The organism is uncultured Arcobacter sp. (assembly GCF_937982575.1).
In the GTDB taxonomy this organism is placed as follows: domain Bacteria; phylum Campylobacterota; class Campylobacteria; order Campylobacterales; family Arcobacteraceae; genus Arcobacter.
The window spans coordinates 128476-155350 of record NZ_CALJLR010000019.1; the positions used below are offsets into that span (position 1 = coordinate 128476).

The 26875-nt window shown below is 29.5% G+C and carries 32 protein-coding genes; 27 read left to right on the forward strand and 5 right to left on the reverse strand.

Annotated features, from left to right (window positions below; genetic code table 11):
• Positions 1 to 289 precede the first annotated feature (289 nt).
• The 4 genes from aroC to Q0617_RS11850 are packed head-to-tail and all read right to left on the reverse strand — an operon-like array spanning position 290 to position 3501.
• Complete coding sequence (aroC, locus tag Q0617_RS11835; protein WP_298753514.1) at positions 290 to 1363, reverse strand: chorismate synthase; 1074 nt, start codon at positions 1361 to 1363, stop codon at positions 290 to 292.
• Positions 1364 to 1369: 6 nt separating this feature from the next.
• The gene (rnc, locus tag Q0617_RS11840) at positions 1370 to 2041 is read right to left on the reverse strand and encodes a ribonuclease III (protein ID WP_298753515.1); all 672 of its coding nucleotides are present in this window, start codon (positions 2039 to 2041) and stop codon (positions 1370 to 1372) included.
• Complete coding sequence (gene rnhA / locus Q0617_RS11845) at positions 2034 to 2480, reverse strand: ribonuclease HI (protein ID WP_298753516.1); 447 nt, start codon at positions 2478 to 2480, stop codon at positions 2034 to 2036. Before rnhA ends, rnc begins: the two co-directional genes overlap by 8 nt.
• Complete coding sequence (locus tag Q0617_RS11850; RefSeq protein WP_298753517.1) at positions 2455 to 3501, reverse strand: tetratricopeptide repeat protein; 1047 nt, start codon at positions 3499 to 3501, stop codon at positions 2455 to 2457. Before Q0617_RS11850 ends, rnhA begins: the two co-directional genes overlap by 26 nt.
• Before the next feature lie 102 nt (positions 3502 to 3603).
• Here Q0617_RS11850 and dnaG point away from each other — a divergent pair, with 102 nt between their 5' ends.
• The 8 genes from dnaG to Q0617_RS11890 all read left to right on the forward strand — a co-directional run bounded on the left by dnaG (position 3604) and on the right by Q0617_RS11890 (position 10711).
• Positions 3604 to 5241, forward strand: coding sequence for a DNA primase (dnaG, locus tag Q0617_RS11855; protein ID WP_298753518.1), 1638 nt, complete (start codon positions 3604 to 3606; stop codon positions 5239 to 5241).
• Between the two features lie 58 nt (positions 5242 to 5299).
• Positions 5300 to 5689, forward strand: a complete 390-nt coding sequence (locus Q0617_RS11860; RefSeq protein WP_298753520.1) for a RidA family protein — start codon at positions 5300 to 5302, stop codon at positions 5687 to 5689.
• Between the two features lie 99 nt (positions 5690 to 5788).
• Positions 5789 to 6106 carry a 50S ribosomal protein L21 gene (rplU, locus tag Q0617_RS11865; RefSeq protein WP_013136153.1) on the forward strand — a complete coding sequence of 106 codons (318 nt, stop codon included), beginning with the start codon at positions 5789 to 5791 and terminating at the stop codon, positions 6104 to 6106.
• A gap of 11 nt (positions 6107 to 6117) precedes the next feature.
• Positions 6118 to 6372, forward strand: a complete 255-nt coding sequence (gene rpmA, locus Q0617_RS11870) for a 50S ribosomal protein L27 (RefSeq protein ID WP_298753521.1) — start codon at positions 6118 to 6120, stop codon at positions 6370 to 6372.
• 133 nt (positions 6373 to 6505) lie between these two features.
• Positions 6506 to 7597: a GTPase ObgE gene (obgE, locus tag Q0617_RS11875; protein ID WP_298753522.1), complete on the forward strand. Its 1092-nt coding sequence runs from the start codon at positions 6506 to 6508 to the stop codon at positions 7595 to 7597.
• Positions 7598 to 7601: 4 nt separating this feature from the next.
• A complete protein-coding gene (gene proB / locus Q0617_RS11880) occupies positions 7602 to 8372 on the forward strand; it encodes a glutamate 5-kinase (protein WP_298753523.1) in 771 nt (256 codons plus the stop codon).
• Positions 8372 to 9292: a methionyl-tRNA formyltransferase gene (gene fmt / locus Q0617_RS11885; protein ID WP_298753524.1), complete on the forward strand. Its 921-nt coding sequence runs from the start codon at positions 8372 to 8374 to the stop codon at positions 9290 to 9292. The genes proB and fmt overlap by 1 nt, the downstream gene beginning before the upstream one ends.
• Positions 9293 to 9334: 42 nt before the next feature.
• Positions 9335 to 10711 (forward strand): HAMP domain-containing sensor histidine kinase, encoded by a 1377-nt coding sequence (locus Q0617_RS11890; RefSeq protein WP_298753525.1) that lies wholly within the window; start codon positions 9335 to 9337, stop codon positions 10709 to 10711.
• On the opposite strand, the gene Q0617_RS11895 is transcribed toward Q0617_RS11890, so the two are convergent.
• Positions 10699 to 11592, reverse strand: a complete 894-nt coding sequence (locus Q0617_RS11895; RefSeq protein WP_298753526.1) for an AEC family transporter — start codon at positions 11590 to 11592, stop codon at positions 10699 to 10701. The genes Q0617_RS11890 and Q0617_RS11895 overlap by 13 nt on opposite strands.
• An 82-nt stretch (positions 11593 to 11674) precedes the next feature.
• Here Q0617_RS11895 and Q0617_RS11900 point away from each other — a divergent pair, with 82 nt between their 5' ends.
• The 19 genes from Q0617_RS11900 (at position 11675) to Q0617_RS11990 (ending at position 26710) form a co-directional block, all read left to right on the forward strand.
• Positions 11675 to 12310 (forward strand): biotin--[acetyl-CoA-carboxylase] ligase, encoded by a 636-nt coding sequence (locus Q0617_RS11900; RefSeq protein ID WP_298753528.1) that lies wholly within the window; start codon positions 11675 to 11677, stop codon positions 12308 to 12310.
• The gene (locus tag Q0617_RS11905) at positions 12310 to 13086 is read left to right on the forward strand and encodes an AAA family ATPase (RefSeq protein WP_298753552.1); all 777 of its coding nucleotides are present in this window, start codon (positions 12310 to 12312) and stop codon (positions 13084 to 13086) included. The genes Q0617_RS11900 and Q0617_RS11905 overlap by 1 nt, the downstream gene beginning before the upstream one ends.
• A gap of 3 nt (positions 13087 to 13089) precedes the next feature.
• Positions 13090 to 13968, forward strand: coding sequence for a ParB/RepB/Spo0J family partition protein (locus Q0617_RS11910; protein WP_298753529.1), 879 nt, complete (start codon positions 13090 to 13092; stop codon positions 13966 to 13968).
• 103 nt (positions 13969 to 14071) lie between these two features.
• A complete protein-coding gene (locus tag Q0617_RS11915; RefSeq protein WP_298753530.1) occupies positions 14072 to 14494 on the forward strand; it encodes a F0F1 ATP synthase subunit B' in 423 nt (140 codons plus the stop codon).
• Between the two features lie 10 nt (positions 14495 to 14504).
• The gene (locus Q0617_RS11920) at positions 14505 to 15020 is read left to right on the forward strand and encodes a F0F1 ATP synthase subunit B (protein WP_298753531.1); all 516 of its coding nucleotides are present in this window, start codon (positions 14505 to 14507) and stop codon (positions 15018 to 15020) included.
• A complete protein-coding gene (locus Q0617_RS11925) occupies positions 15020 to 15550 on the forward strand; it encodes a F0F1 ATP synthase subunit delta (RefSeq protein WP_298753532.1) in 531 nt (176 codons plus the stop codon). Before Q0617_RS11920 ends, Q0617_RS11925 begins: the two co-directional genes overlap by 1 nt.
• Before the next feature lie 21 nt (positions 15551 to 15571).
• Positions 15572 to 17089, forward strand: a complete 1518-nt coding sequence (atpA, locus tag Q0617_RS11930; RefSeq protein ID WP_298753533.1) for a F0F1 ATP synthase subunit alpha — start codon at positions 15572 to 15574, stop codon at positions 17087 to 17089.
• Between the two features lie 10 nt (positions 17090 to 17099).
• Complete coding sequence (atpG, locus tag Q0617_RS11935; protein ID WP_298753534.1) at positions 17100 to 17984, forward strand: ATP synthase F1 subunit gamma; 885 nt, start codon at positions 17100 to 17102, stop codon at positions 17982 to 17984.
• A gap of 18 nt (positions 17985 to 18002) precedes the next feature.
• Positions 18003 to 19397 carry a F0F1 ATP synthase subunit beta gene (atpD, locus tag Q0617_RS11940; RefSeq protein WP_298753536.1) on the forward strand — a complete coding sequence of 465 codons (1395 nt, stop codon included), beginning with the start codon at positions 18003 to 18005 and terminating at the stop codon, positions 19395 to 19397.
• Positions 19398 to 19415: 18 nt separating this feature from the next.
• Entirely contained in the window at positions 19416 to 19793 is a 378-nt protein-coding gene (gene atpC, locus Q0617_RS11945) for an ATP synthase F1 subunit epsilon (RefSeq protein WP_298753537.1), read from the forward strand.
• Between the two features lie 7 nt (positions 19794 to 19800).
• Entirely contained in the window at positions 19801 to 20361 is a 561-nt protein-coding gene (locus tag Q0617_RS11950; protein WP_298753538.1) for a MotA/TolQ/ExbB proton channel family protein, read from the forward strand.
• 5 nt (positions 20362 to 20366) lie between these two features.
• Positions 20367 to 20756 carry a biopolymer transporter ExbD gene (locus Q0617_RS11955; RefSeq protein WP_298753539.1) on the forward strand — a complete coding sequence of 130 codons (390 nt, stop codon included), beginning with the start codon at positions 20367 to 20369 and terminating at the stop codon, positions 20754 to 20756.
• Between the two features lie 2 nt (positions 20757 to 20758).
• Positions 20759 to 21499 carry an energy transducer TonB gene (locus Q0617_RS11960; RefSeq protein ID WP_298753540.1) on the forward strand — a complete coding sequence of 247 codons (741 nt, stop codon included), beginning with the start codon at positions 20759 to 20761 and terminating at the stop codon, positions 21497 to 21499.
• Positions 21500 to 21501: 2 nt separating this feature from the next.
• Positions 21502 to 22770 (forward strand): Tol-Pal system protein TolB, encoded by a 1269-nt coding sequence (tolB, locus tag Q0617_RS11965; RefSeq protein ID WP_298753541.1) that lies wholly within the window; start codon positions 21502 to 21504, stop codon positions 22768 to 22770.
• Positions 22771 to 22840: 70 nt separating this feature from the next.
• Entirely contained in the window at positions 22841 to 23371 is a 531-nt protein-coding gene (locus tag Q0617_RS11970) for an OmpA family protein (protein WP_298753542.1), read from the forward strand.
• Between the two features lie 3 nt (positions 23372 to 23374).
• Positions 23375 to 24367, forward strand: coding sequence for a tetratricopeptide repeat protein (locus Q0617_RS11975; RefSeq protein WP_298753543.1), 993 nt, complete (start codon positions 23375 to 23377; stop codon positions 24365 to 24367).
• Between the two features lie 12 nt (positions 24368 to 24379).
• Positions 24380 to 24961: a peptidylprolyl isomerase gene (locus tag Q0617_RS11980; RefSeq protein WP_298753544.1), complete on the forward strand. Its 582-nt coding sequence runs from the start codon at positions 24380 to 24382 to the stop codon at positions 24959 to 24961.
• A 131-nt stretch (positions 24962 to 25092) separates the two neighbouring features.
• Positions 25093 to 26022, forward strand: a complete 930-nt coding sequence (fabD, locus tag Q0617_RS11985) for an ACP S-malonyltransferase (RefSeq protein ID WP_298753546.1) — start codon at positions 25093 to 25095, stop codon at positions 26020 to 26022.
• Positions 26015 to 26710, forward strand: coding sequence for a 5'-methylthioadenosine/adenosylhomocysteine nucleosidase (locus Q0617_RS11990; protein WP_298753547.1), 696 nt, complete (start codon positions 26015 to 26017; stop codon positions 26708 to 26710). The genes fabD and Q0617_RS11990 overlap by 8 nt, the downstream gene beginning before the upstream one ends.
• The last annotated feature ends 165 nt before the right edge of the window (positions 26711 to 26875 follow it).

The following is a 26875-nucleotide window of genomic DNA, read 5'->3' on the forward strand; positions in this document are numbered from 1 at the left end:
TATTTATAAATTTTAGCTCCTTTGTTGTTTATTTGAAATCTAACAAATAACATACATTATTAATCTTATTTCTCTATCCCCCTTCAGGAGAATAATTTTAATAAGCGCCCCTTTATTTTGTAAAAACCACTTTATCATATTTTAGTACTATTTCGGTTTTTACAAAATTTTTAAATCAAAATACCTAAAAAATAAATCAAAAAAAAAGCTGGAATAAACCAGCTTCAACCTTTCAACTTAACCAAAGTAAAGGCTAAGTAATATTACAAAACCTTTGCTTTAATATCTTTTAATTATAAACTTTTTTAATATTATTTATATTGCTACTCATATTTAAAATAAGCATGTCAGCAATAACTAATGCCATCATTGATTCAGCTACAATAGAGCCTCGAACTGCAACACATGGGTCATGTCTTCCTTTTAGTTCACATGATACTTCATTATTATGTATATCAATACTATCTTGTTTTATAAATACAGAAGGTGTCGCTTTAAAGAAAACTTTTACATTGATGTCATCGCCATTTGATATTCCACCTAAAATTCCACCTGAATGGTTTGTTTTAAATCCATTTGCATCTATTTGGTCATTATTATCATAACCTTTTACTTTACTTGCCTCTATTCCATCGCCAATTTCTACTGCTTTTACGGCATTTATTCCCATCATAGCAGCTGCAATTTGTGCATCAAGTCTATAATATAGTGGTTCACCTAAACCAATAGGAGCATTTTTAACATTTACAAGTGCAACTCCACCAACACTATTATGAGAGTTCTTAGCAGCTAAAATTGCCTCTTTTTGGAAGTCTTCTTTATTTTTATCAAGTGAATAGATATCTGAAGTTTTTGCATATTCAAAATCAAAAGTTGAGGACTCTATACCATCAATGGCATAAATTCCACTTCTTACTTCAACATTCATTTCATTTAAAAATAGTTTTGCAATAGCACCAGCTGCTACTCTAGCTGCTGTTTCCCTTGCACTACTTCTTCCTCCACCTCTATAATCTCTGATTCCATATTTATGAAAATATGTAAAATCAGCATGTCCTGGTCTAAAAAGATCTTTTATATTTGTATAATCTTTACTTTTTTGATTTTCATTAAATATAACCATTGCAATTGGTGTTCCTGTTGTTTGTCCTTCAAAAACACCTGATAAAATCTCTACTTTATCGCCTTCTTTTCTAGCTGTTGCAAACTCATTTTTACCTGGTTTTCTTCTATCCATTTCAGATTGTATAAATCTTTCATCAATTTTGATTCCTGCAGGAACTCCATCAACAATACAACCTAATGCATTTCCATGACTCTCTCCAAAAGTTGAGAATCGAAACTTTTGTCCAAAACTATTCATTGTTATTTAACCTTTTAACGTATCTAATGCTATTTTTGCAACGGCTTGTTGAGCTAACTTTTTACTTTTGCCTATTGCTTGTCCATAATTTTTATCATTTATCCAAATTGATACTTCAAACTCTTTTTTATGATCTGGTCCATAAGAAGCTTCTATTTTATACTCAGGAATTGAACCAAATTCTGCTTGTGTTATCTCTTGAAGTGCTGTTTTATAATCACTAAATAAGACATCTAAATTAATCTTATCATAAGATTTTTCTAATAGTGTCAAAATAATTGGCTTTAAAACTTCTAAGCCAGACTCTAAGTAAACAGCCCCCATAATTGCTTCAAAAGCATCTGATAAGATAGAGGCTTTTGTTCTTCCTTTATTTCTCTCTTCTGCAACTGAAAGATAAATATAATCGCCAAGCTTTATCTCATTTGCCAATTTTGTAAAACCTGTTTCATTTACAAGTGAAGCTCGTATTTTTGATAAATCCCCTTCATTAGAAGCTGGAAACTTTTTATATAAGTATTCACCAACAATTAAATTTAAAACTGCATCACCCAAAAACTCTAATCTTTCATTATTGTATGGTTTCTTAAAGCTTTTATGAGTAAGTGCTTCGACTATCAGATCTTTGTTTTTAAACTGATAATCCAGGCACTTTTCTAAATTTGCATAATCATTCATTTTTGTCCTTTATATTTTGTGCAAAATCTTTTGCAAGTATATCACATCTTTCATTTTCTTCATGTCCAGCATGACCTTTTACCCAAGAAGCTACGATTTTGTGTCTTTGTGAAACTTCAGCGTACTCTTTCCATAAGTCATCATTTTTAACTGGTTTTTTTGTTGATGATCTCCAGTTATTTTTAATCCACGAACTAAGCCATTCATTTATTCCTTTTACTACATAAGTAGAATCAGAAGTAATATGAACATCACAAGGCTCTTTTAAAGCTTTTAAGCCTTCAATTACCCCTTTTAATTCCATTCTATTATTTGTGGTGTTATCTTCACCACCACTTAGCTCTTTTTTCTTACCATTAAACTCTAAGATTGTTCCATAACCACCAGGACCTGGATTTCCTAAAGATGAACCATCACTGTAAAGATTGATTTTTTTCACTTATTCCCTTATTTAAATTATGCTTGACTTTAAATGTTAATGTATTGTGACAGTGGGGACATCTTGTTGAATAAATTGGAAGAGTCTTTTTACAAGAGGTACATAAAAACTCAAAATTTAAATCAGCATTTATGTTTGCTTCATTTTGATTAATCAATATTAATATTCCAAAACTAAAGTCATCACTTTTTTCTAAATTATTTAAATACCCCTTGGCATTATATAACTCTTTTAATAGGGGACTATTCTCAACTTTATCAAAATCAATATCATTGAAATCTAAGTACCAAAGTAAATCTAATATTTTGGTAATATCGAACTTCTCAATATTTTCCCAAAAGAAGTTTTTATTGTATTGTAATAAATATTCTAAAAGCATTCTTTCCACGATTCTGTTTAGTTTAAAAAAGGCATAGAGTTTTTCTGTTTTTTTATCAAAAGAGATAATAGGATCATTTAAAATAATCAATGTCTCAATATAAATTCTATCTCTAATTGTGTCAATACCAAGCTCTTCAAGTGAATTAATCACCTCTAAGGCTTTTTCATAATCTTTTAGTTTTTCATTAATCAAAAGTAGATACTTCAAAGCTTCACTATTTCTTGGTGAAAAATTTAAAATCTTTAAAAATATCTCTCTTGACCTTTGTAAAAATCCGCCTTTAAAGTAAGTTGAACCTAAAAGTTCCAAAAGCTCTTCTTTTTTTACTCTGTCTTTTACATGCTCTAATAGTGCCAAATAAACTGTTATAGCTCTTGTATAATCACCCTTGTGCAAAAATGTTGAAGCTAAAAGTAAAATAGAGTCAAAGGGGAGGTTATATGTTTTATATAGGTGTACATAATCTTCTTCTTTTAGTTTTCCTAATTCAAAACGTTTTAGAAGTTTACGGTACTCTCTTCTTGCAACTTTTTCTTTATAGGCACCAAAAGTGTAAGTTAAAAATGAGATTACAAAGATAAGTAATAGAAGAACAATTATTCCAAAAAGAGGATCTCTATACTCAAATGCTAACTGCAATTATTAAACCTTGTTTTTTATTTTGGTATTAATATTATCATAATTGAACATATAAAAATCTAAATTGTAAAATCAAAGAGATTAAATTGTATAATCTTTTCCATGATAAACAAAGATTCAATAGAAAATTTAAAAAACCATGTTGACATAGTTGACACAATCTCACAATTTTTACAATTAAAAAAATCAGGAGCAAACTTTAAAGCTTGTTGCCCTTTTCACGGAGAGAGTACGCCTTCTTTTGTAGTAAGTCCTGCAAAGCAGATATACCACTGTTTTGGTTGTGGTGTTGGAGGTGATTCCATTAAATTTGTAATGGAATATGAAAAACTTTCTTATCCAGAAGCTATAGAAAAATTAGCAAGTATGAATAACTTTTCACTAGTTTATGATGATACCCAACAAAAAAAACAAGATACAAAAGCAATAGAAGAGATAAATAGGTACTATCAGAAAAACTTTGTATCTAATATGGTTGCTAAAGATTATATAAAAGAAAGAGGGATATTTGAGTCTTCTATTGAGAAGTTTGAAATAGGATATGCCCCAACTTCCCAAGAGACAATAAATTATCTGAAATCAAACTTTTTAAATCTAAATGATGCAAAAGAGTTAGGAATTATAGATTCAGGAGCAAATGGCTTATATGCAAGGTTTATTGAGAGAATTACTTTCCCAATTTATTCATTAAATGGTGCTTTAGTTGGTTTTGGTGGAAGAACAATAACAGGACACAATGCAAAATATGTTAATTCACCTCAAACTAAAATTTTCAACAAATCAAGACTCCTTTATGGGTATAACTTATCAAAAGAGAAAATATACAAACGAAAAGAGATAATTATCACAGAAGGGTATTTAGATGTAATTATGTTACATCAAGCTGGATTTGATAATGCAGTAGCAACACTTGGAACTGCACTTACAAAAGAACACTTACCCATATTAAAACGTGGTGAGCCAAAAGTAATTGTTGCCTATGATGGAGATAATGCAGGACTTAATGCTGCTTTTAAGGCTTCTCAACTTATGGCACACAATGATTTTGAAGGTGGAGTTATTATTTTTGAAAAAGGTTTTGACCCAGCAGATATGGTAAAAGATGGGAAGATAGAAGAGTTAAATAAAATATTTTCAAAACCAAAACCATTTATTCCTTTTGCTATTGATCATATAATTTCTCAATTTGATTTAAATGACCCTCAAAATAAACAAAAAGCCCTACAAGATGTTAATGAGTTTTTAAATACTCTAAATGCTCTTTATCATGATGAGTATTCAAGGTATATTGCCCAAAAGCTAAATATTAGAGAAAATTTAATAAAAGTAAAAAAAAATACAGTAAAAAGTAATAATAATCTTGAGTTATCAAAGGTAAATATTGGGGAGCTTTGTATTATAAAAGCAATTCTAAATGATAAGCAAAGACTTTCAAGGGTTTTAGATGTTATAGATGCTTCAATGTTTGAATATCATAAAAGTGAGTTTGAAATATTGATGGATAATATAAATGATGATAGATTAAACTCAATACTTTTAAATGAGAGATTAGAAGATTATGAAGATGAAAGATTAAATGCAGAACTTCTAGTTTTATTAGGAAAATTTTACTCAAATAAGTTAAATGAAGTTTTATATGATAAAACTTATACTTTCAATGAAAAAAGTTCTCTAATTAGAAAAATAAAAGATAATATAGCAATGTTAAAAAGTGGAAAATTAATAGCATATAATCTATAAAATTAATATTCATAAAACTTTTTTTAAAGTAAAATAATAAAAAATCAAGGAAACTAATATGGAAATTATTCAAACTGAGGCTGCACCTGCTGCAATTGGGCCTTATTCACAAGCACTTAAATATAATGGTTTAGTTTATACTTCTGGTCAAATTGCTCTTACTGCTGAGGGTCAATTAGTTGAAAGAGATATTAAAAAACAGACACATCAAGTTTTGACAAACTTACAAAATGTACTTGCCGAAGCAAATAGCTCTTTAGAAAGAGTTATAAAAGCTACAATTTATTTAGAAAATATGGAAGATTTTGGTGTTGTAAATGTGATTTATGCAGAATACTTTGGTGAACATAAACCTGCACGAAGTACGGTAGCTGTTAAAACATTACCTAAAAATGTCTTAGTTGAGATTGATGTAATTGCTGCAAGTGATGACGTAATTAACATGTAATGCTTTTTCGCTTAAACTAAATTTAAACTAACCTTTGGTAACATTCCGTCCCGTTAAATGAAAAAGTTACTAAAGAATTGATAAGTTAGAGGAAAAGATATGTATGCAATTATAAAGTGTGGTGGTAAGCAGTATAAGGTTTCAGAAGGTGATATGATTGATATCGACTATACTGGAAAAGCTGCTAAAGAATCTCTAGAAATTACTGATGTTTTAGCAGTAAACGATGGAGAGTTAAAATGTGGTGATGCTATTTCTTCTGCAAAAGTAGAAGCTGTAGTAGTATTAGACGGTACTGGTGCAAATAGAGACAGAAAAGTTCTTATTTACAAAAAAAGAAGAAGAAAAGATTCTAAGTTAAAAAAAGGTTTCAGAAGAAGCTTTACAAAAATTAGAATTACTAAAATAGCTGCATAAGGAGATAGACTATGGCTCACAAAAAGGGACAAGGTAGTACACAGAATAATAGAGACTCAGCTGGTAGAAGACTTGGAGTTAAAAAATATGGTGGGGAAGCTGTAAAAGCTGGAAATATCATCATCAGACAAAGAGGTACGAAAGTACATGTTGGTAACAATGTAGGTATTGGAAAAGACCACACAATTTATGCTTTAATTGACGGAGTTGTAAAATTCGAAGTTAAAGATAAAGATAGAAAAAAAGTTTCAGTTTACGCTTCGTAAATTTTACTTTTCTTTATTTAAAGGGGTGTAGTGCTTTTGCCTACACCCCTTTTTTAGTTTATAATTATTACTAAATACAAGGGCTTGTTTTTAGTAATAATTATAGTTACATGGATTATTTAAAAGGTTTGTAATGTTTATAGATAGCGTAAAATTTAGTATCTCTTCAGGAAAAGGTGGACAAGGTTGTGCCTCATTTAGAAGAGAAAAGTTTGTTGTAAAAGGTGGTCCTGATGGTGGAGATGGAGGAAAAGGTGGAAATGTTTACTTTTTAGTAGATAATAACACTGATACTTTGTCTTGGTATAAAGGAAAGCACAAGTTAAAAGCTGACAATGGAAAGCAAGGACTAGGAAGTAGATGTACTGGTAAAAGTGGAGAAGCTTTAATCCTAGTTGTACCTCCAGGAACACAAGTAATCAATGATGATACCAATGAAGTTATTATGGATTTACTTGAAGAGGGTGATAAAAAACTTTTACTTGAAGGTGGAAAAGGTGGATTAGGTAATACTCACTTTAAAAACTCAAGAAATCAAAGACCTACTTATTTCCAACCTGGACTTCCTGGTGAAACTATGAATTTAAGATTAGAGTTAAAACTTATTGCTGATGTAGGATTAGTTGGATATCCAAATGTTGGTAAATCAACTTTAATATCTACAACTTCAAATGCAACACCAGAGGTTGCAAATTATGAATTTACTACTTTAACTCCAAAATTAGGTGTTGTAGAAGTTGGTGATTTCAACTCTTTTGTAATGGCAGATATTCCAGGAATTATTGATGGAGCTAGTGAAGGTAAAGGTTTAGGTTTAGAGTTCTTAAGACATATTGAGAGAACTAAAACTCTACTTTTTACTATTGATATTACAAATTATAGAAAAACTATTGATCAATTTAATGTTTTAAGAGAAGAGTTGAAAAACTTCTCATCAGAATTAAGCCAGAGAGATTATGCTATTGCTTTAACTAAAACAGATGCATATTATGGTGAAGATTTAAGTGGTGATATTGAAAACTTTATAAAAGAGCTAGGTTTAGAAGTTACAAGTTCTAATGAGTTTGGTTTTGATAAAGAGTTACCATATTATATTCAAGATACAGTATATGAAAAATATGATAGTTCTAAACCATATTTTATATTACCAATATCATCAGTAACACACAATAATGTGGGTTCATTAAAGTTTGCTTTATATAATTTAATTGCTCAAGGTAAATAAAAAAATGAAAAGATTAGTTTTAAAAGTAGGAAGTGCTGTTTTAACAGAAAACGGGAAACTTGCATTTGAAAGATTAAGTAATCTTGTTGATTTAATTGCAAAATTAAAAAATGAAAAAAAATATGAAGTAATACTTGTAAGTTCAGGAGCTGTTGCTGCTGGATTTACATCATTACAGTTAGATAAAAAGCATATTGCAAATAGACAAGCTTTAGCTTCAATTGGACAACCACTTTTAATGAAGCATTATAAAACAAGATTTAAAGAGTATGACATTATTTGTGCACAAATGTTACTTATTGCTGATGATTTTGATTCAAGAAAAAGAACAGCCTATGCAAAAGGTGCAATTGAGATTTTATTAGCAAATAATATTTTACCAATTATAAATGAAAATGATGTAACTGCAACGGATGAATTGTTATTTGGAGACAATGACCAACTAGCTGCTCATGTAACATATCATTTTAAAGCAGATATGTTAGCAATTTTGACAGATATAGATGGTTATTATAATAAAAATCCACATCAATTTGATGATGCTGTTATTCAAAAAGAGGTAAATGAAATATTGCCAGATATGCTTGATATGAAGCATACTCCAAATACAGAGTTTGCAACAGGTGGAATTGCTACAAAACTAAAAGCTGCTGACTTTCTTTTAAAAAATGATATACCTATGTTTTTAACAAGTGGTTTTGACTTGGAAAATGCATATGCGTATTTATTAAATGACAGTTACAAAAGCGGAACAATTTTTAAGGCTAAAAAATAATGTCTAAAAAAATTGTTTTTATGGGAACGCCTGATTATGCAACAATAATTTTTGATGCAATAATAAAAGAAGGTTATGAAGTTCTTGCTCTTTTCACTCAGCCTGATAAGCCTGTTGGAAGAAAGCAAATAATGACTCCTCCACATATAAAACAGTATTGCTTAGATAATAATATCTCAACTCCTATTTTTCAGCCAGAAAAATTAAGAGGAAATAAGGAAGTTGAAGAACAGTTAGCATCTTTAAATCCTGATTTCATAATCGTAGCTGCTTATGGACAAATACTTCCTAAAGAGATTTTAGATATTGCACCTTGTATTAATTTACATGCCTCTTTATTACCTAAATATAGAGGTGCAAGTCCTATTCAAGAAGCACTTCTTAATGCAGATACTTATACGGGAGTTACTTCTATGCTTATGGAAGAGGGACTTGACAGTGGAGATGTTTTAGCTTTGAAATATTTTAAAATACCTTTTAATATGGAAGTGGCAGAACTATTTTCACAGCTCTCAACATTAGCAGCAAAACTAACAATTGAAACCTTAGAAAACTTTGAAAATATAAATCCTAAAAGACAAAATGAATCAGAAGTGAGTTTTTGTAAAAAGATAAAAAAAGAGTATGGGGAAGTAAGTTTTAGTGATGCAAAAAAAGTTTATCAAAAATATAAAGCATACTCTTATTGGCCTGGAATTTATTTGAAATCAGGACTAAAATTAAAAGATATCTCACTACTTGAAGATGAGTCTATTAATAATGCAGGTGAGATATTAGCTATTGATGATATGGGCATATCTATTGCTTGTAAAAAGGGTAGTATAAAAATCAAAACACTACAAGCACCTTCTAAAAAAGCTATAAATTCAATTGATTATATTAAAGGTCAAAGAGTTTCTATAGGGGATATTTTAATTTAATTTATTATATTATTTATAAAACTACAATCTTAAAGTAATAAAATGAAAAAAAATGGTAAAAATTGTAATATATATGATTTAAAACTTTTTAAAATAAATGGATTTGATGTTTTATTACATAAAATATTGAAACAAACAAGAGAAGTACTTAATGCTGAAGCAGGGTCTATATACACAATAAATGGAGACTCTTTAGATTTTAAAGTATTTCAAAATGATTTTATGAATTACGAACAAATTTATCTTCAATACTTAGATTTAAAAGGTCTAAAACTTCCACTTGATAAAAATAATAAATACATTGCAGTAGATTCACTCTTAAAAGAAAAAATTATTGTTGTAAATGATATTTATAATACCAACAAATATGAATTTTTGGGAGTTAAAGAGTATGATAAGAATAATAATTATGAAACATACTCCTTAATTACTGCCCCAATTATACATCCTATAGATAATAGTAAACTAGGTGTTATTCAATTGATAAATAAATTGAGAAGTGGGAAAAAAGTCGATTTTAAAGAAAAAGATAAAGATACCCTATCAATCGTTAGTTCTCTTATTGCTTTAACTATTTCACAAGCAGAGAATGATTCTTTAAAGTTAAAAGAGTTAAATGATGAACTAAAAGTTGCAAATGAAAAATTAACTAAAAAAGTAGAACACGAAATAGGTGAAAATGAAAAAAAATCAGCAATAATTTATCATCAATCAAAACTTGCATCTATGGGGGAAATGATAGGCAATATTGCCCATCAATGGAGACAGCCTTTAAGTGCTATATCTACACTTGCAAGTGGTCTTAGTTACAATATAGAGCTTGATAATTATAATAAAAATGAGACTATTGATGGCTTAAATAAAATAGTTGATACTACAAAATATCTTTCAGAAACAATTGATGATTTTAGGGATTTTTATAGAATTGACAAGTCAGCAAAAGAGTTTAATATCGCTAGTAATATACATCAAAGTGTATCAATAACAAATGCCTCTTTATATGAAAATAAAATTGAAGTAAAATATTATTTGGATAAAAGTTTAACTTATTATGGTTTTGAAAATGAATTAAAGCAAGCTTTATTAAATATTTTACAAAATTCAAAAGATGCATTTTATATAAATAATGAAGATATCAAGAAAATTATTTTTATCTACTTAGAAAAGATAAATAATACTATTTATATAAAAATAAAAGATAATGCAGGTGGAATAGAAGAAAAATATTTAAAAAAAATATTTAGAAAAAACTTCACAACTAAAGATGAACACAAAGGGACCGGAATAGGTCTATATATGACAAAAGTAATTGTTGAAAAAAGTTTTAGTGGTAATATTAAGGCTGAAAATTGTCAATTTGAATATGAAAATAAACAATGCAAAGGGGCCTTATTCACTATAGAATTTCAGGCTAAATAGAAATAAAAACCTGTTACACTCAATAGTGAAATCAAAACACCTAAAACTAAAGAATTAATTGCTAATCTTTCATCTAAACCACCCTGAATAGCCAAAATCACAGCTGTAGTCATAGGAGGCATTGCAACTTCTAAGATTGTAACTTTACTCCAAGTTTCATCAAGATTATAAAATATTGAGAATCCTATCATTACAAGTATTGGCATTACAAACATTTTTACTGTTAAAAGTAAAGTAGTAGTTTTAAATTTATAAAAAATATTTTTAAGTTCTAACTTCATCCCTATTGCAATCATTGCAAGTGGAACTAAGGTAGCACCAACTGCTTCTGCTGTATTTATCACAAAAACAGGAACTGTAAAGAGTTTTAAAAATATAGTTACAAAAAACATTATAATAGGTGGAAAAAAAATTACTTTTCTAGTCATTGCTTTAAATTTCACAACTTGACCACTACCCCAATTTATAATTATAGTTCCAAGTGATACTACTAATAAAAAAGAACCAAACAGATCATAAATAAGTGCATATACCACATAATCTTGACCATAAAAAGCATCAATATATGAAAATCCTATAAATGAGGTATTACCAAAAGTTCCAACTACTATAAAAGTTGCCAAAGTTTTTTTGTCAAATTTAAAGAACTTCCCTAGATAATATGTCAAAATAAGATTTATCAAAATTATTCCATTGAACATAATTATCAAATTTAAAATTTTTAAGTCTAAAACAAGTGGGTAAATTTTTATAAAAACCATTGCTGGTAATGAAAAGTATATTACAAAATCAACTAAGGCTTGAGAATGGTCTTTTATAAAAACTTTAAAAAAGTATCCAATTATTAAATATAAAGCAATTGGTAAAACGGGATCTAACATTATCTCTCCAAATTTAAAAGTAATTATTATATATATAACTTTATTAATATGAACTTGAAATTATATTTAGTATAATCTTTTTATGGAAATAAGATATCTACAAAGTGTTGATTCAACACACACTTACTTAAAAAATTATATTAAACAAAATGGTTATACAAACAATTTGTGTATCGCAACACAAGAGCAGACTTCTGGTATTGGTAGTCGTGGCAATTCTTGGGTAGGAGTTAAAGGAAACTTGTTCTTTTCCTTTGTAATAAAACAAGAAGATTTACCACCTGACCTACAAATTCAGAGTGCATCTATTTATTTTTCTTATATTTTAAAAAAGATTTTAAAAAGTTTTGGTTCAAAATTATGGCTTAAATGGCCCAATGATTTTTATATAGATAATAATAAGATAGGTGGGACTATTACGTCTGTATCAAATGGTTTAGTCTATTGTGGAATAGGATTAAATTTAAATAATGTTAATAATGAGTTTTTAAAACTAGATATAAAAATTGATGTAAAAGAATTATTTAAATTATATTTCAAAAATATTGAAAAAAAAATCCTTTGGGAGGATATTTTAAAAGAATATGTGGTAGAATTCAGCAGAAGTAAAAATTTATACGCAACAATTAACAATGAAAAAATACCCTTAATCAATGCACAGTTAAATAGTGATGGTTCAATAAATATAAATAATAAAAAGGTTTTTAGTCTAAGATGATGGCAGAAGTAATAACAATAGCAAATCAAAAAGGTGGAGTTGGTAAAACAACAACAGCTGTTAATTTAAGTGCAGCATTAGCCTTACAAGGGAAGAAAGTATTACTCATAGATGCAGACCCACAATCAAATGCAACTACAAGTTTAGGATTTCATAGGGATACTTATGAATATAATATTTATCATGTAATGCTTGGAACAAAAGAACTTAACGAAATCATTTTAGACTCAGAAATAGACAACTTAAAGGTAGCACCATCAAATATCGGATTAGTTGGTATTGAAAAAGAGTTTTATAAAAATACAAAAGATAGAGAATTAATATTAAAAAGAAAAATTGACCCTATTAAAAAAGATTTTGATTATATTATAATTGATTCACCTCCTGCTTTAGGACCAATTACGATAAATACATTAAGTGCTTCAAACTCAGTATTAATACCAATACAGTGTGAATTCTTTGCATTAGAAGGTTTAGCACAATTACTAAATACTATTAAATTAGTAAAACAAACTATAAATAGACAGCTACAAATTAGAGGATTTCTTCCTACAATGTACAGTGCACAAAACAATTTAGCAAAACAAGTATTTGCAGACTTGGCACAACACTTTGAGAGTAAATTATTTAAAATAGATGGTAGTTCATATGTTGTAATACCAAGAAACATAAAACTAGCAGAATCTCCTAGTTTTGGAAAGCCAATTATGCTTTATGATGCAACAGCAACTGGTACAAAAGCTTATACAAATTTAGCAAAAGCAATAGCAGGATAAAAAATGGCAAAGGCAGCATTAGGTAGAGGTTTAGGTGAGTTATTAGGTGAAGTTGAATCAGCTTATGAAAGTAATAATAACTCTTCAAAAACTGGTGGTATGGACATCTATTTAGATGTAAATTGTATAAAACCAAATCCAGCACAACCTAGAAAAATATTTGATGAAGATAAATTAAAAGAGTTAAGTGAATCTATAAAAGAGCATGGCTTAATTCAAGCAATTACAGTTGTTGAATCAAATGTTTATGGAGAGTATATTTTAATTGCTGGTGAGAGAAGATTAAGAGCTCATAAATTAGCAAATATTGATAAAATAAAAGCTACTATAATGGATCTTGATGATGAGAAATTAAGAGAAGTTGCTCTTATTGAAAATATTCAAAGAGATGATTTAAACATTATTGAATTAGCTTACTCTTATGCTCAACTTATTAATGAACACTCATTAACACATGATGAGTTATCTTTAAAAGTTTTTAAAAGTAGAACTTCTATTACAAATACATTAAGATTATTACAACTCTCTTCATATGTACAGCAAATGTTAGCAAATGAAAAAATAACTGCTGGTCATGCAAAAGTTATGATTGGACTTGATGATGATACTCAAAGAAAAATTACTGATAGTGTCATTGGTCAAAAACTTTCTGTACGTGAAACTGAGCAATTAATAAAAGATATTAAAGCCCCAGATACAAAAACTAAAATAAAAAGCAAATCAACACCTAAAAATTATGATTTAAATCCACTTAATAGTGTTGTTGATGAATTATCTAAAAACAATCTAAAAGTAAAATTAGAAAAGAACTGTTTTAAGATAGAAATTAAATCTCAAGAGGATATTGAAAAGATATCTAATTACTTTCGTAACACTTTATAAATTTTATTTAACAAATTAACCCATTTAATATATTTTTATAGAATTATTCGCTAGAATTTATCAGTTTTAGTCAAACTAAACTGTAAAAAATATGGAGGAATGAATGTTAGACATAAGTCCTGTATTGTTGCTTAGCTCTGGTATTATTTTCTTGTTAGTACTTGCCAGACTAAACAGTTGTCTATTTACACCTCTACTAAAGCATATGGATGAAAGAGCAATATCTATAAAAAGTGATTTAGAGAATGCAAAGTCAAACACAGCTGATGTAGATGGAATGCTGGCTGAAGCAAATGATGTTATTGCAAAGGCTAAAAAAGAAGCTGCTGCAATTAGAGAGGAAGCTTTAAACGAAGCTAAAAAAGTTGCTGATTCAAAATTAGAAACTGCAAAATCAGATATAGAAGCTAAATATGCTGATTTCAAAGTTTCATTAGAAAATGATTCAAAAGCTTTAAAAGATTCATTAATTGCTTCAATGCCTCAATTTAATGAGAGCTTAAAAGCTAAATTAAGCTCGATATAAGGGAGAGAAAGTGAAAAAATTACTATTATTAACTTTATTAGCTTTAGCTCCTGTAGCATTATTTGCTAATAGTGAAGGTGCGGAAACTGATATTATTCAAAGAACCGTTAACTTTGTAATTTTTGCTGGAATTTTATGGTATTTATTAGCCGATAAAATTAAAGCTTTTTTTGCAAATAGAACTTTAGAAATTCAATCTGAATTAGATAAAGTACAAGATACTTTAAAAGCATCTCAAGCAAAAGTCGATGAAGCGGCTGCAAAACTTGAAAATGCAAAAAAACTAGCAGCAGAGACTGTTGAACTTGCAAAATCTGAAGTGGGTGCATTGAAACAAAAAGTTGCAGATGCAGTTGACAATGAGATTGCTCAATTAAACAGAAACTTTGATGAAAAAATCGAAGTTGAAACTAGAAAACTACAAAGACAAATTGTAGAAGAGATTCTAGAAGAGCTACTAAAATCTGACAATATTTCTTTATCGCAAGATGAATTAGCAAATATTGTACTTAAGAAGGTGGCGTAATGAATGATTTAATTGCAAAAAGATACGTTAAAGCATTATTAGATGGTAAAGATGTAGCTGCTGCAACTTCAATTTATAATGAATTAAGTGAAATTTCAAAAGCATTTGCTGATGATAAGTTTATCTCAATAATATCTTCTATTGAAGTTAAAGAGAGTCAAAAAGCGGATTTAATTATTTCGTTGATTGATAATACTTCTGATACTACAAAAAATTTAATAAAATTGTTAGGTAGTAAAAAAAGATTAGAATTAATTCCATTTATTGTTGCTGAATTAAAAGCTAAAATTGGAGCAATGGGAAATAGTTATGAAGGTGTTGTTTATACAAACAATGCTTTATCTGAGCAGTATATAAACTCTATTGCAGAGCAATTTAGTAAGAAATTTGATGTTAAATTATCTTTAACTCAAGATGTATGTGATTATGATGGTATTAAAGTTGATATTGATGGACTTGGGGTTGAGATTTCTTTCTCAAAAGATAGACTTAAGTCACAAATGATAAATCATATTTTAAAAGCAGTTTAGAACTTATAAAGGAGAAATTGAATGGGTGCAAAAATTCAAGCTGATGAAATCAGTTCGATCATCAAAGAAAGAATTGATAACTTTGAATTAAATGTTGATGTAAATGAGACTGGTAAAATAATCTCATATGCAGATGGTATTGCTCAAGTTTACGGTCTTAAAAATATTATGGCTGGTGAAATTGTAGAATTTGAGAATGGTGAAAGAGGATTAGCTGCTAACCTTGAAGAGGCTTCAGTTGGTGTTGTTGTTCTTGGTTCTGGTAATGGATTAAGAGAAGGTTCTTCTTGTAAGAGAGTTGGAAAACTATTAGAAACACCAGTTGGTGATGCTATGGTTGGAAGAGTTGTTAATGCATTAGGTGAGCCAGTTGATGGAAAAGGGACTATTGAAGCAGCAGAGCATAAGCTTGTTGAAGAAAAAGCTCCTGGAATCATGGCTAGAAAATCAGTTCATGAACCATTACAAACAGGTATTAAAGCAATTGATGCTCTTGTTCCAATTGGAAGAGGGCAAAGAGAGCTTATTATTGGAGATAGACAAACTGGTAAAACAACTGTTGCTATTGATACGATTCTTAACCAAAAAGGTGAAGATGTAATTTGTATTTACGTTGCAATTGGTCAAAAATCATCTTCAGTTGCTTCTGTTGTTAGAACATTAGAAGAATCTGGTGCAATGGATTATACAATTGTAGTTAACGCTGCAGCTGCTGATTCTGCTGCATTACAATTTTTAGCACCATATACAGGTGTTACAATTGGTGAGTATTTTAGAGACAATGGTAAACATGCTTTAATTATTTATGATGATTTATCTAAACATGCAGTTGCATATAGAGAAATGTCATTAATTTTAAGAAGACCTCCAGGTCGAGAAGCATATCCAGGGGATGTATTCTACCTACACTCAAGACTACTTGAGAGAGCTGCAAAAATGTCAGATGAAAAAGGTGCTGGGTCTATGACTGCATTACCTATCATTGAAACACAAGCAGGGGATGTTGCTGCATATATTCCTACAAACGTTATTTCTATTACAGATGGTCAAATCTTCCTAGAAACTAACCTTTTCAACTCAGGTATTAGACCAGCTATTAATGTTGGTTTATCAGTATCAAGAGTTGGTGGAGCTGCACAAATTAAAGCTACTAAGCAAGTTGCTGGTACTTTAAAATTATCACTTGCACAATATAGAGAGCTTGAAGCATTTGCTCAGTTCGCATCTGATCTTGATGAGAGTACAAGAAGAGAACTTGAACTTGGTCAAAGAATGGTAGAAGTATTAAAACAAGGTGTTAATAAGCCTTTAGTTATTGAAAAACAAGTTGTAATTATTTATGCTGGAACTAAGGGATATTTAAATGATATTGCAGTTTCTGATGTTGTTAGATTTGAGAGTGAATTACATGCTTTTATTGAGCAAAAATACTCAAATATCTTAGATGATATTAAATCTAAGAAAAAATTAGACGAAGATACTGAAGATAATTTAAAATCTGCGTTAGAAGAGTTTAAAACTGTTTTTAGTGCAAAATAAGGATTAGTCAATGGCTAACTTAAAAGAGATTAAATTAAAAATTGGTAGTGTTAAAAATACTCAGAAGACTACAAAAGCTATGAAGCTTGTATCTTCTGCAAAACTTACGCGTACTAGACAATTGTCTGATCAAGCTAAAAGTTATGCAGAAAAGATTAATGATGTACTTTCTGAGATTGCACACAGAGTTAGCAGAGTTCAAGATGATGGAATGCACAATAGAGCATTTTCTCAAAATGAAAATCCAAAAACAGTAGATATTGTTTTTGTTACTGCTGACAAAGGTCTTTGTGGTGGATTCAATATGGCTACTATAAAAGCTGTAACGAATATGATGAATGAGTACAAAGCAAAAGGTGTGACTGTAAGATTAAGAGTTGCTGGTAGAAAAGGTGTTGATTATTTCACTTTCCAAGGTGAACCATTAACACAAAAAGTTAGCGACTTATCTTCTGCACCTGATTATAATAGAGCTTCTGACTTTATTCAAGAAGTTGTAAATGATTTCCAAAATGGAGTTACTGATAAAGTAGTTTTAATTTACAACGGATTTCTTAACATGTTAACTCAAGAGTTAAGAGTTAGAGAAATCTTACCTATTAGTTTAGAAAGTGTTGAAATAAAAGAAGAATCATCTATGCTTGATATTGAGCCAGATGATGATGAAGAAGTGTTAAATGAATTAACAGAGAAATATATTCAATTTAATATGTATTACTCTTTACTTGATTCTTTAGCAGCTGAACATAGTGCAAGAATGCAAGCTATGGAAGCCGCAACAAAGAATGCAAAAGAAAAAGTTGATAGTTTAACAGTAGAGTACAATAAAGCTAGACAAGCTGCAATTACAACAGAGCTGATAGAGATTATCAGTGGTGTTGAATCATTAAAATAATTTAAAGGAGCTGCCCGTATGAAAGGTAAAATTGTTCAGGTAATGGGTCCAGTAGTTGACGTAGAGTTCGACGGATACTTACCAGAAATTAATGAAGCAATTCAAGTTACATTAGCAGATGCTAAATCTGACAGATTAATACTTGAAGTTGCTGCACATATTGGTGATAGTAGAGTTAGAACTATTGCTATGGATATGACAGAAGGATTAACAAGAGGACAAGAGTGTGTTGCACAAGGTGGACCTATTCAAGTTCCAGTTGGTGAAGCAGTATTAGGAAGAATTTTCAATGTAATTGGTGACCCTGTTGATGAAGGTGAAGCAATTCCTGAAGAAACTCCAAGATGGTCAATTCACAGAGCTGCACCTTCTTTTGAAGAGCAATCAACAAAAACAGAAATGTTTGAAACAGGTATCAAAGTAGTTGACCTTTTAGCACCATATTCAAAAGGTGGTAAAGTTGGACTATTCGGTGGTGCTGGTGTTGGTAAAACAGTTATTATCATGGAATTAATCCATAATGTTGCTTTCAAACATTCAGGATACTCAGTATTCGCAGGTGTTGGTGAAAGAACAAGAGAAGGTAATGACCTTTATTATGAAATGAAAGACTCTAATGTACTTGATAAAGTTGCATTGTGTTATGGTCAAATGAGTGAGCCTCCAGGTGCAAGAAATAGAATTGCATTAACAGGTCTTACAATGGCTGAGTACTTCAGAGATGAAAAAGGTCTTGATGTACTTATGTTCGTAGATAATATCTTTAGATTTGCACAATCAGGTTCTGAGATGTCAGCACTTCTAGGAAGAATTCCATCAGCTGTTGGATATCAACCTACACTTGCTTCAGAAATGGGTAAATTACAAGAGAGAATTACATCTACATCTAAAGGTTCTATTACTTCTGTTCAAGCGGTATATGTACCAGCGGATGACTTAACAGATCCAGCTCCAGCTTCTGTATTTGCTCACTTAGATGCAACTACAGTTCTTAATAGAAAAATTGCTGAAAAAGGTATTTACCCAGCAGTTGATCCATTGGATTCAAGTTCAAGAATTTTAAGTGCTGATGTTTTAGGACAAGAGCATTATGATGTTGCAAGAGGTGTTCAATCTGTATTACAAAAATACAAAGATTTACAAGATATCATTGCAATTCTTGGTATGGATGAGTTATCAGAAGAAGATAAACTTGTAGTTGCTAGAGCTAGAAAAATTGAAAGATTCCTATCTCAACCATTCTTCGTTGCTGAAGTATTTACAGGGTCTCCTGGTAAATATGTTGAGCTTAAAGATACAATTGCAGGTTTCCAAGGTATCTTAGAAGGTAAATACGATAGCGTTCCAGAAATGGCGTTCTATATGGTTGGTGGAATTGATGAAGTTCTAGCTAAAGCTGAGAATATGAAATAAAACCATTAAGGTAAATTTATGGATACATTAAGATTATCAATAGTTACACCAAATGGATCAATATTTAATGGTGATGTTAAAACTGTAACTCTCCCTGGAAAAGAGGGAGAGTTTGGAGTACTACCAGGACATGCTTCTTTGGTATCTTCATTAACAGTTGGTGTAATTATAATAGAAAAAGAGAATACTACTGAAGCAGTAGCTATAAACTGGGGTCACGTTAATGTTAGCGAAACTTCAGTTGATGTTTTGGCTGATGGTGCTGTTTCTCTAACTCAGGGTGGAGATTCTGATATTGCAAAAGCTATTGATGCGGCTAAAGAACTTGTTAATTCAGTTTCTGATGCTAATGTATCAATTGCTTCTGTAGAAGCAAGAATTAACTCATTTAGTTAAGAAGAAAATGATTGATTTAATTTTAAATTATTTTACAAATAGTAGTGCTATTACACTTGTTGTATTAGCCCTGCTATCTGTTTATTTTGTCTTAATTTTTTGGCTTTTTATTTATAAAAATAGTCAAGTTACTGCATTAATAACTAATGAAAGAAAATCTTTAGAAACACTTACTTCTAGAGAGTCATCATTAAGTCCTTTGTCAGGTTTAAGTAGATGTGCTAAAACATCTAAATCAAAGCCATTATTACATGCTTGTGAAATTTCAATTATTAAAGATGCCAGTGAAGGTCTATCTTGGCTTTCGATTGTATCTTCAACATCACCTTTTATAGGATTGTTTGGTACCGTTATTGGAATTTTAGAATCATTTGCAAAGTTTTCAACTCATTCAAAAGTTGGATTTTCTGTTATAGCCCCTGCTATTTCTGAAGCACTTGTGGCAACAGCAGCTGGGATTTTTGTAGCAATATTTGCTTATACATTTCATCAAATCTTAACTAGAAAAGTTTATGAATTAAACACTTACTTAAAGGCACAATCCGAAATCTTGATCGCTAAGGCATAATACATATGTATGATTTTAATCAAAAACCAGATTTAAATATAACTCCCTTAGTAGATATTATGTTAGTATTACTTGCAATATTAATGGTTACTGCCCCAGTAATAGAGTTTGAAGAGCCTGTAAACTTACCAAATGGAAGTAGATCTCAACAGATTCAAGACGTAAAAAAGATTTCTATTTTAATCTCCAAAGATAAAATAATATCAATAGGCAAAAATAGCTATGAATTAGAAAATTTTGCAGATAGCTTTATACTTTATTCAAATGATAAAAACAAAGATACACCTGTTCATATAAGAGCAGATAAAAGATTGATATATGATGATGTTATTTTTGTATTAAAGACTGTAAAAGAGGCTGGTTTTTTCAAAGTTTCTTTAATCACTGATGGATAACTATGTTTTTTTATAATTCTATTTCAAAGCAAAATAGTCTAATTATAGCTTTATCTATCTACTTATGTATAATTTTTTTATTTTTTTTATATTTAAAAACTTCTGATGTCAAAAAGTTTGATGCTTTTAATAAAACAACTACTATTGAACTTAGTATATTAGTTGATGATAATAGTAAAGTTGTAAATAAAAAAGTACAAAAGATAAAGAATAAAAAAATTGATGATATTGTTGATAAGTCAAAATCAAGAAGTGCAAAACAACAAAACAATGTAAAGTCACTTTTCGCAAATGTAAAAGACACAAGTAATAATGTTATAGAAAAAACTGTAAATAATGTTGTTAAATCTGAAGTTGCTAGCAGATTTAAGGCACAGTTTGAAAAAGAGAGAAAAAGTGAAAAACTATCTGTATCTTCACTGCTAAATAATGTAAAATCAAAAACATCAGTACTTCCAAGTACAGAGTCAAAAAACTCTATAGACCCCTATTATTCAAAGATTTATGAACTTTTAGCACAAAGATGGAATCCTATGATGGTAGGGGATGAATTATTTGCAAAAGTTTTAGTGATAATTACAAATAATGGAAGTTTTGATTATAAATTTTTAAAATATTCTGGAAATGAGGTTTTTGATAAATCTTTAACCTCTTTTTTAAATGAACAAGTTAATATTACATACCCAGAACACAATAAGGGTTCTCAGACAAAAATAGAAGTAATATTTAAATCAGAAGGATAATTATGAAAAAAATATTTTTAGTATTTATATTGATTTGTACAAATTTATTTGCAGTTGATGCAACAATGGAAATTATCAAAAAATCAGACAATTTACCAAAAATCGAAATTGCTGTTGCAAGTGATACTAAGAATTTTGAATATGCAAATAAAATCAGAAATATGATTGTAAAAGATTTGCTTGTAAGTGGACATTTTCAATCATCAAATAGCAAAGAGAATTTTGCTTTTTCCAAAAATCCAAATATGTTAGGATTAAAAAATAGAGGAGTTGATTTATTCTTAAATCTAACAATAAAAGAGAGTAGTTTTGGTGGATTAAATTTAAATATAAAACTCTTTGATAATAATATTATGGGACTAATTTTAGAAAAAACAATTAGTTCTTCTCAATTGGATAGATACCCATTTGTTGCACATAGAGCATCTATTGCAATTAACAAATATTTAAATGCTCCCCCAATTGATTGGATGGATAAATTTGTAATTTTTTCTGTTTACAAAGAGGCAAAAAAAGCAGATATTGTAATTGCTGATTATACTTTAACTTTCCAAAAAACAATAATTAGTGGTGGATTAAATATTTTTCCTAAATGGGCAAATAGTAAGCAAGATAGTTTTTATTATACAACATATAATGGCTTTCTTCCAGAGTTAATTAAATATAATTTATATACTAGAAAAGTAGAAAAAATCATGAAATCTCAGGGGATGGTGGTTTGTTCAGATGTAAATAAAGATGGTTCTAAACTTCTTATAACTGCCTCACCTGAAGGTCAACCAGATATATATTTATATGAAACAAAAAATAAAAGAAAAGTAAAATTGACAAGTTATAAAGGTATTGATGTTGGAGCACATTTTGTTGAAAATGACAGTAAAATTGTTTTTGTATCTGATAGATTAAAAAGCCCAAATATTTTTGCCAAAAAGATTAACGGTAGAGGTGTTGAGAGATTAGTTTATCATGGAAGTAATAACTCATCTGCAACTACATATGATAATTATGTTGTTTATAGTAGTAGAGAGAGTAATAATGAATTTTCATACAATACTTTCAATTTATACTTAATCTCTACAAAAAGTGATTTTATTAGAAGATTAACAACGAATGGTGTAAATCAATTTCCAAAATTTTCAAGTGATGGAGAATCAGTACTATTCATAAAAAACTACAATGGAAAAAGTAGTGTAGGGGTAATAAGGTTGAACTATAACAAATCTTTCTTATTTCCTTTAGTTAGTGGTAAATTGCAATCAATAGATTGGTAAATTACAATTTTATAATAATGAGTTAAGTTTTGTTTGAGTAAAATTTAGCAAATCACAATAAGGATAATTAATGAAAAAGTTCGGTTTACTAGCTTTTATAACAGCTACATTACTATTTACAGGATGTAGTCAAAAAACTGTTGAAATGGATTCAACTCCAGCAGATTCTGAATCTGCATTAAATACAGTAGAAACAACAAACAACAGCATTGCACAAGATAACATGGCAGCTGATGGAAAAGGTAACTATTTTATAGTTGATGGTAAAAAAGAGTTTATTGAATCAATATATTTTGCATTTGATAAATTTAATTTAACTGAAGAGCAAAGAAAAGTTGCTTCTGAAAATGCTTCTAAGTTAAAAGGTTTAGCAGGTAGTGTTAAAGTTGAAGGAAACTGTGATGAGTGGGGAACTGATGAGTATAACTATGCACTAGGTTTAAAAAGAGCAAAAGTTGTAAAAGATGCTTTAATTTCTGATGGTATTTCATCAAACTCTATTACTGTTGTAAGTTTTGGAGAGAGTAATCCTGTTTGTTCAGATAAGACACAAGAATGTTGGTCAAAAAACAGAAGAGCAGAATATAAGCCTCTTCCATAATATATGAACAAATTTCTAATAGTTATTTTATTAAGCACCTTAACATATGCCAAAGAGGTATCTGTTTTCGGTGCTGGTAATTTAGATTCTTCTAACCCTTATGGTCTTACTAAATCAGAACAACGTATTTTAAAAAATAAAAAAGAACTAGGTTCTATTGATACAAAAGTTAAAACTGTAAAATCAACTATGGATTCAATCAGTGAGCGTATTGATGGCTTAGAATCAATTTATGAAGGTGATTCACAAAAATTAAATAGTGTTGTTTTAACATTAACAAAGCTTTTAAATGATTTTGAATCAAATCAAAATTTAACTGATAAAAATGGTGAAGATGTAAAAGAGTTAAAAAAATCTATTGATCAATTAAATACTTTACAAAAAAAGATTGCAGATGAAAATCAGAAAAATTTAGAAAATCTTAAACAAGCTGTAGAAAAATTAACAAAAAAAATAAATGTTATAGATTCTAATTATATTTCAGAAAAAGATTTTAAAAAAAATATGAATCAATTTGTTACTGTAAAAGAGTTTGAAGCTTTGAAAAAAAGCTTAAATATCAAAACTAATGAAATAGCTCAACCTAAAATAAGTGTAAAAAGTAATAATTCGGAAAATAAAGTATCAATAGATGATAAAGCTGAAATGCTAATAGAAGCAAAAAGACTTTTTAAAATTGATTATTTTACTAAAGCAATACCAATGTTTGAAGAACTGATATCTGCAAATTATAAACCTGCAGAATCAAATTTTTATCTTGGTGAGATGTGGTACTATAGAAAAGATTATAGTAAAGCAATTTCGTATTTTAAAAAATCTGCGATGTTGTATGATAAGGCAGAATGGATGCCTAAGTTGCTACTTCATAGTGCAATATCATTTGAAAAAACAAACGATTTTAAAAATGCTGCTTCTTTTTATGAAACTTTGATGACTGTTTACCCAGACTCAAAGGAAGCAAAAAGTGCAGATAGAAATCTATCAAAATTAAATTAAAAAAGGAAAAACATGTCAAAAGTTATAGGAATAGAGTACACATTAAAAGATGCTAACACAGGAGATCACTTAGATTCAAATGTAGGTCAAGATCCATTAGAGTTCGTTTCAGGAAAAGGTCAAATAATCCCAGGATTAGAGTCAAAATTAGTTGATATGTCTGTAAGTGAAGAAGCTGATGTATTAGTTGAACCTAAAGATGCTTATGGTGAATTAAACCCAGAAGCGGTACAAGTATTACCAAAAGAGCAATTTGCCGGTATTGAATTAAAAGAAGGTATGAGTCTTTATGGAACTGGTGAACAAGGTGAAACTGTACAAGTTACAGTTACTGGTTTTACAGATTCTGAAGTAACAATTGATTATAACCATCCAATGGCTGGTAAAACATTAATGTTTTCTGTAGCAATTTTAAGTTCAAGAGCAGCAACTGAAGAAGAGATTCAAACAGGTGTTGTTGGTGGTATGGCTGCTATGGGTGGCGGATGTTGTGGTGGCGGAAGCCATGACCATGGTGATTCTGAAGGTGGATGTTGTTCTAGTGAACCTAAAGAAGAAAAACCTTCTAACGGTGGATGTGGTTGTAGTCACTAATACTTACAACTGTAAAAACTTTAAAATGCCCAAAAGCACGAGTGCTTTTGGGCATTTTATTTTTATGACACATATTAAATAGTATAATGCTCATTTTTAAAACAAAGTAAAAGATATAAGGAAAAAGATATATGAAAAAAGTTGCTTTTATATTCCCCGGACAAGGAAGTCAAAAAATTGGTATGGGAAAAGATTTTTTTGAAAATAGTGATATCGCAAAAGATATGATTAAAAAAGCCAGTGATAGATTAGGAGTAAATTTTGAAGAGCTTTTATTTGAGGAAAATGAGAACTTAGGTAAAACTGAATATACACAACCCGCTATTCTTTTAGTATCTGCAATTGCATTTGAACTTTTCAAAGATAAATGTGATATTAAACCAGAATTCTTATTAGGACACTCTCTTGGTGAATTTTCAGCACTAGTTGCAGCTGGTGCAATAGATTATTTAGATGCGGTTGAATTAGTTCATAAAAGAGGACTTTTTATGAATGAATCTTGTTCTGGTGGAGATGCAGGAATGATGGCACTAGTTGGATTAGAAGATTCAAAAGTTGAACTTATTTGTAAAGAGCAAAGAGAAAATGGTAAACAAGTTTGGCCAGCAAATTATAATATGGATGGACAACTAGTTCTTGCAGGTATAAAGTCAGATTTAGAGTCACTAGTTGAAACTTTTACACAAGCTGGGGCAAAAAGAGCTATTGTACTTGATATGAGTGTTGCTAGTCACTGTGAGCTATTAACAAGTGCAGTTGAAAACTTAAGACCATACCTAGAAGAGTATATAAAAGATGAGTTTTCACCAGTAGTTTCAAATGTATCTACTGATATATATACAACAAAAGAAGAGGCAATAGAACTATTAGCTTCTCAACTTACTAGTCCTGTAAAGTATAAACAATCAATTGAAAAACATGCTTCTAAAATAGATTTATTTATAGAGTTTGGAAATGGTATTGTTTTAAAAGGTTTAAATAGAAAAATTGTAAAAGTACCTACATCTAATGTATCAGATATGAGTTCTTTAGAAAAAGTAATTGGAGATATAAATGAATAAATTAGCAATAATGGGAGCTATGGAAGAGGAAATCGAACCTCTATTAGCTCATTTTGATAGTGTAAATGTAGTTGAGTTTGCAAATAATAAGTATTATGAAGTTTCATACAATGGATTAGATATTGTTATTGCCTATTCAAAAATCGGAAAAGTATTTGCAAGTTTAACAGCAACTACTATGATTGAAAAATTTGGATGTGATACTTTACTTTTTTCTGGAGTTGCAGGTGGAATTAACCCTAAACTTAATATTGGTGATTTAATTATTGCAAATAAACTTTGTCAACATGACTTAGATATTACTGCTTTTGGACATCCTAATGGATATGTTCCTGGTGGTGCAGTATTTGTTGAGTCATCTAAAGAGTTAAATGAAGTAGCTAAGAAAGTAGCTTCTGATAATGGATTGAAAGTTATTGAAGGTACAATTGCAACAGGTGATCAATTTGTTCACTCAGTTGAGCGAAAAAACTTTATTGAAAGTACTTTTAATGCAGATGCCTTAGAAATGGAAGGTGCAAGTGTTGCAGTAGTATGTGATGCTTTAAATGTTCCGTTCTTTATTTTAAGAGCTATTTCTGATACTGCAGATATGGATGCAGGCTTTGATTTTGATGAATTTTTGAAATCAAGTGCTAAAAACTCAGCAGACTATCTAATAAAAATAGTTGATGAATTATTAAAATAAGAGTTTAGACTCTTATTTTTAATAATTAACTCTATATTCTCTACCTAAAATCTCTATATATTATTACTAAAAATTACAAACAAAAAAGAAATTCAAAATTTAAGCAGATGTTAAAGAAAAGCACTTGACAAAGGATAAAAAACCTATTATAATTCCCGTCCAATT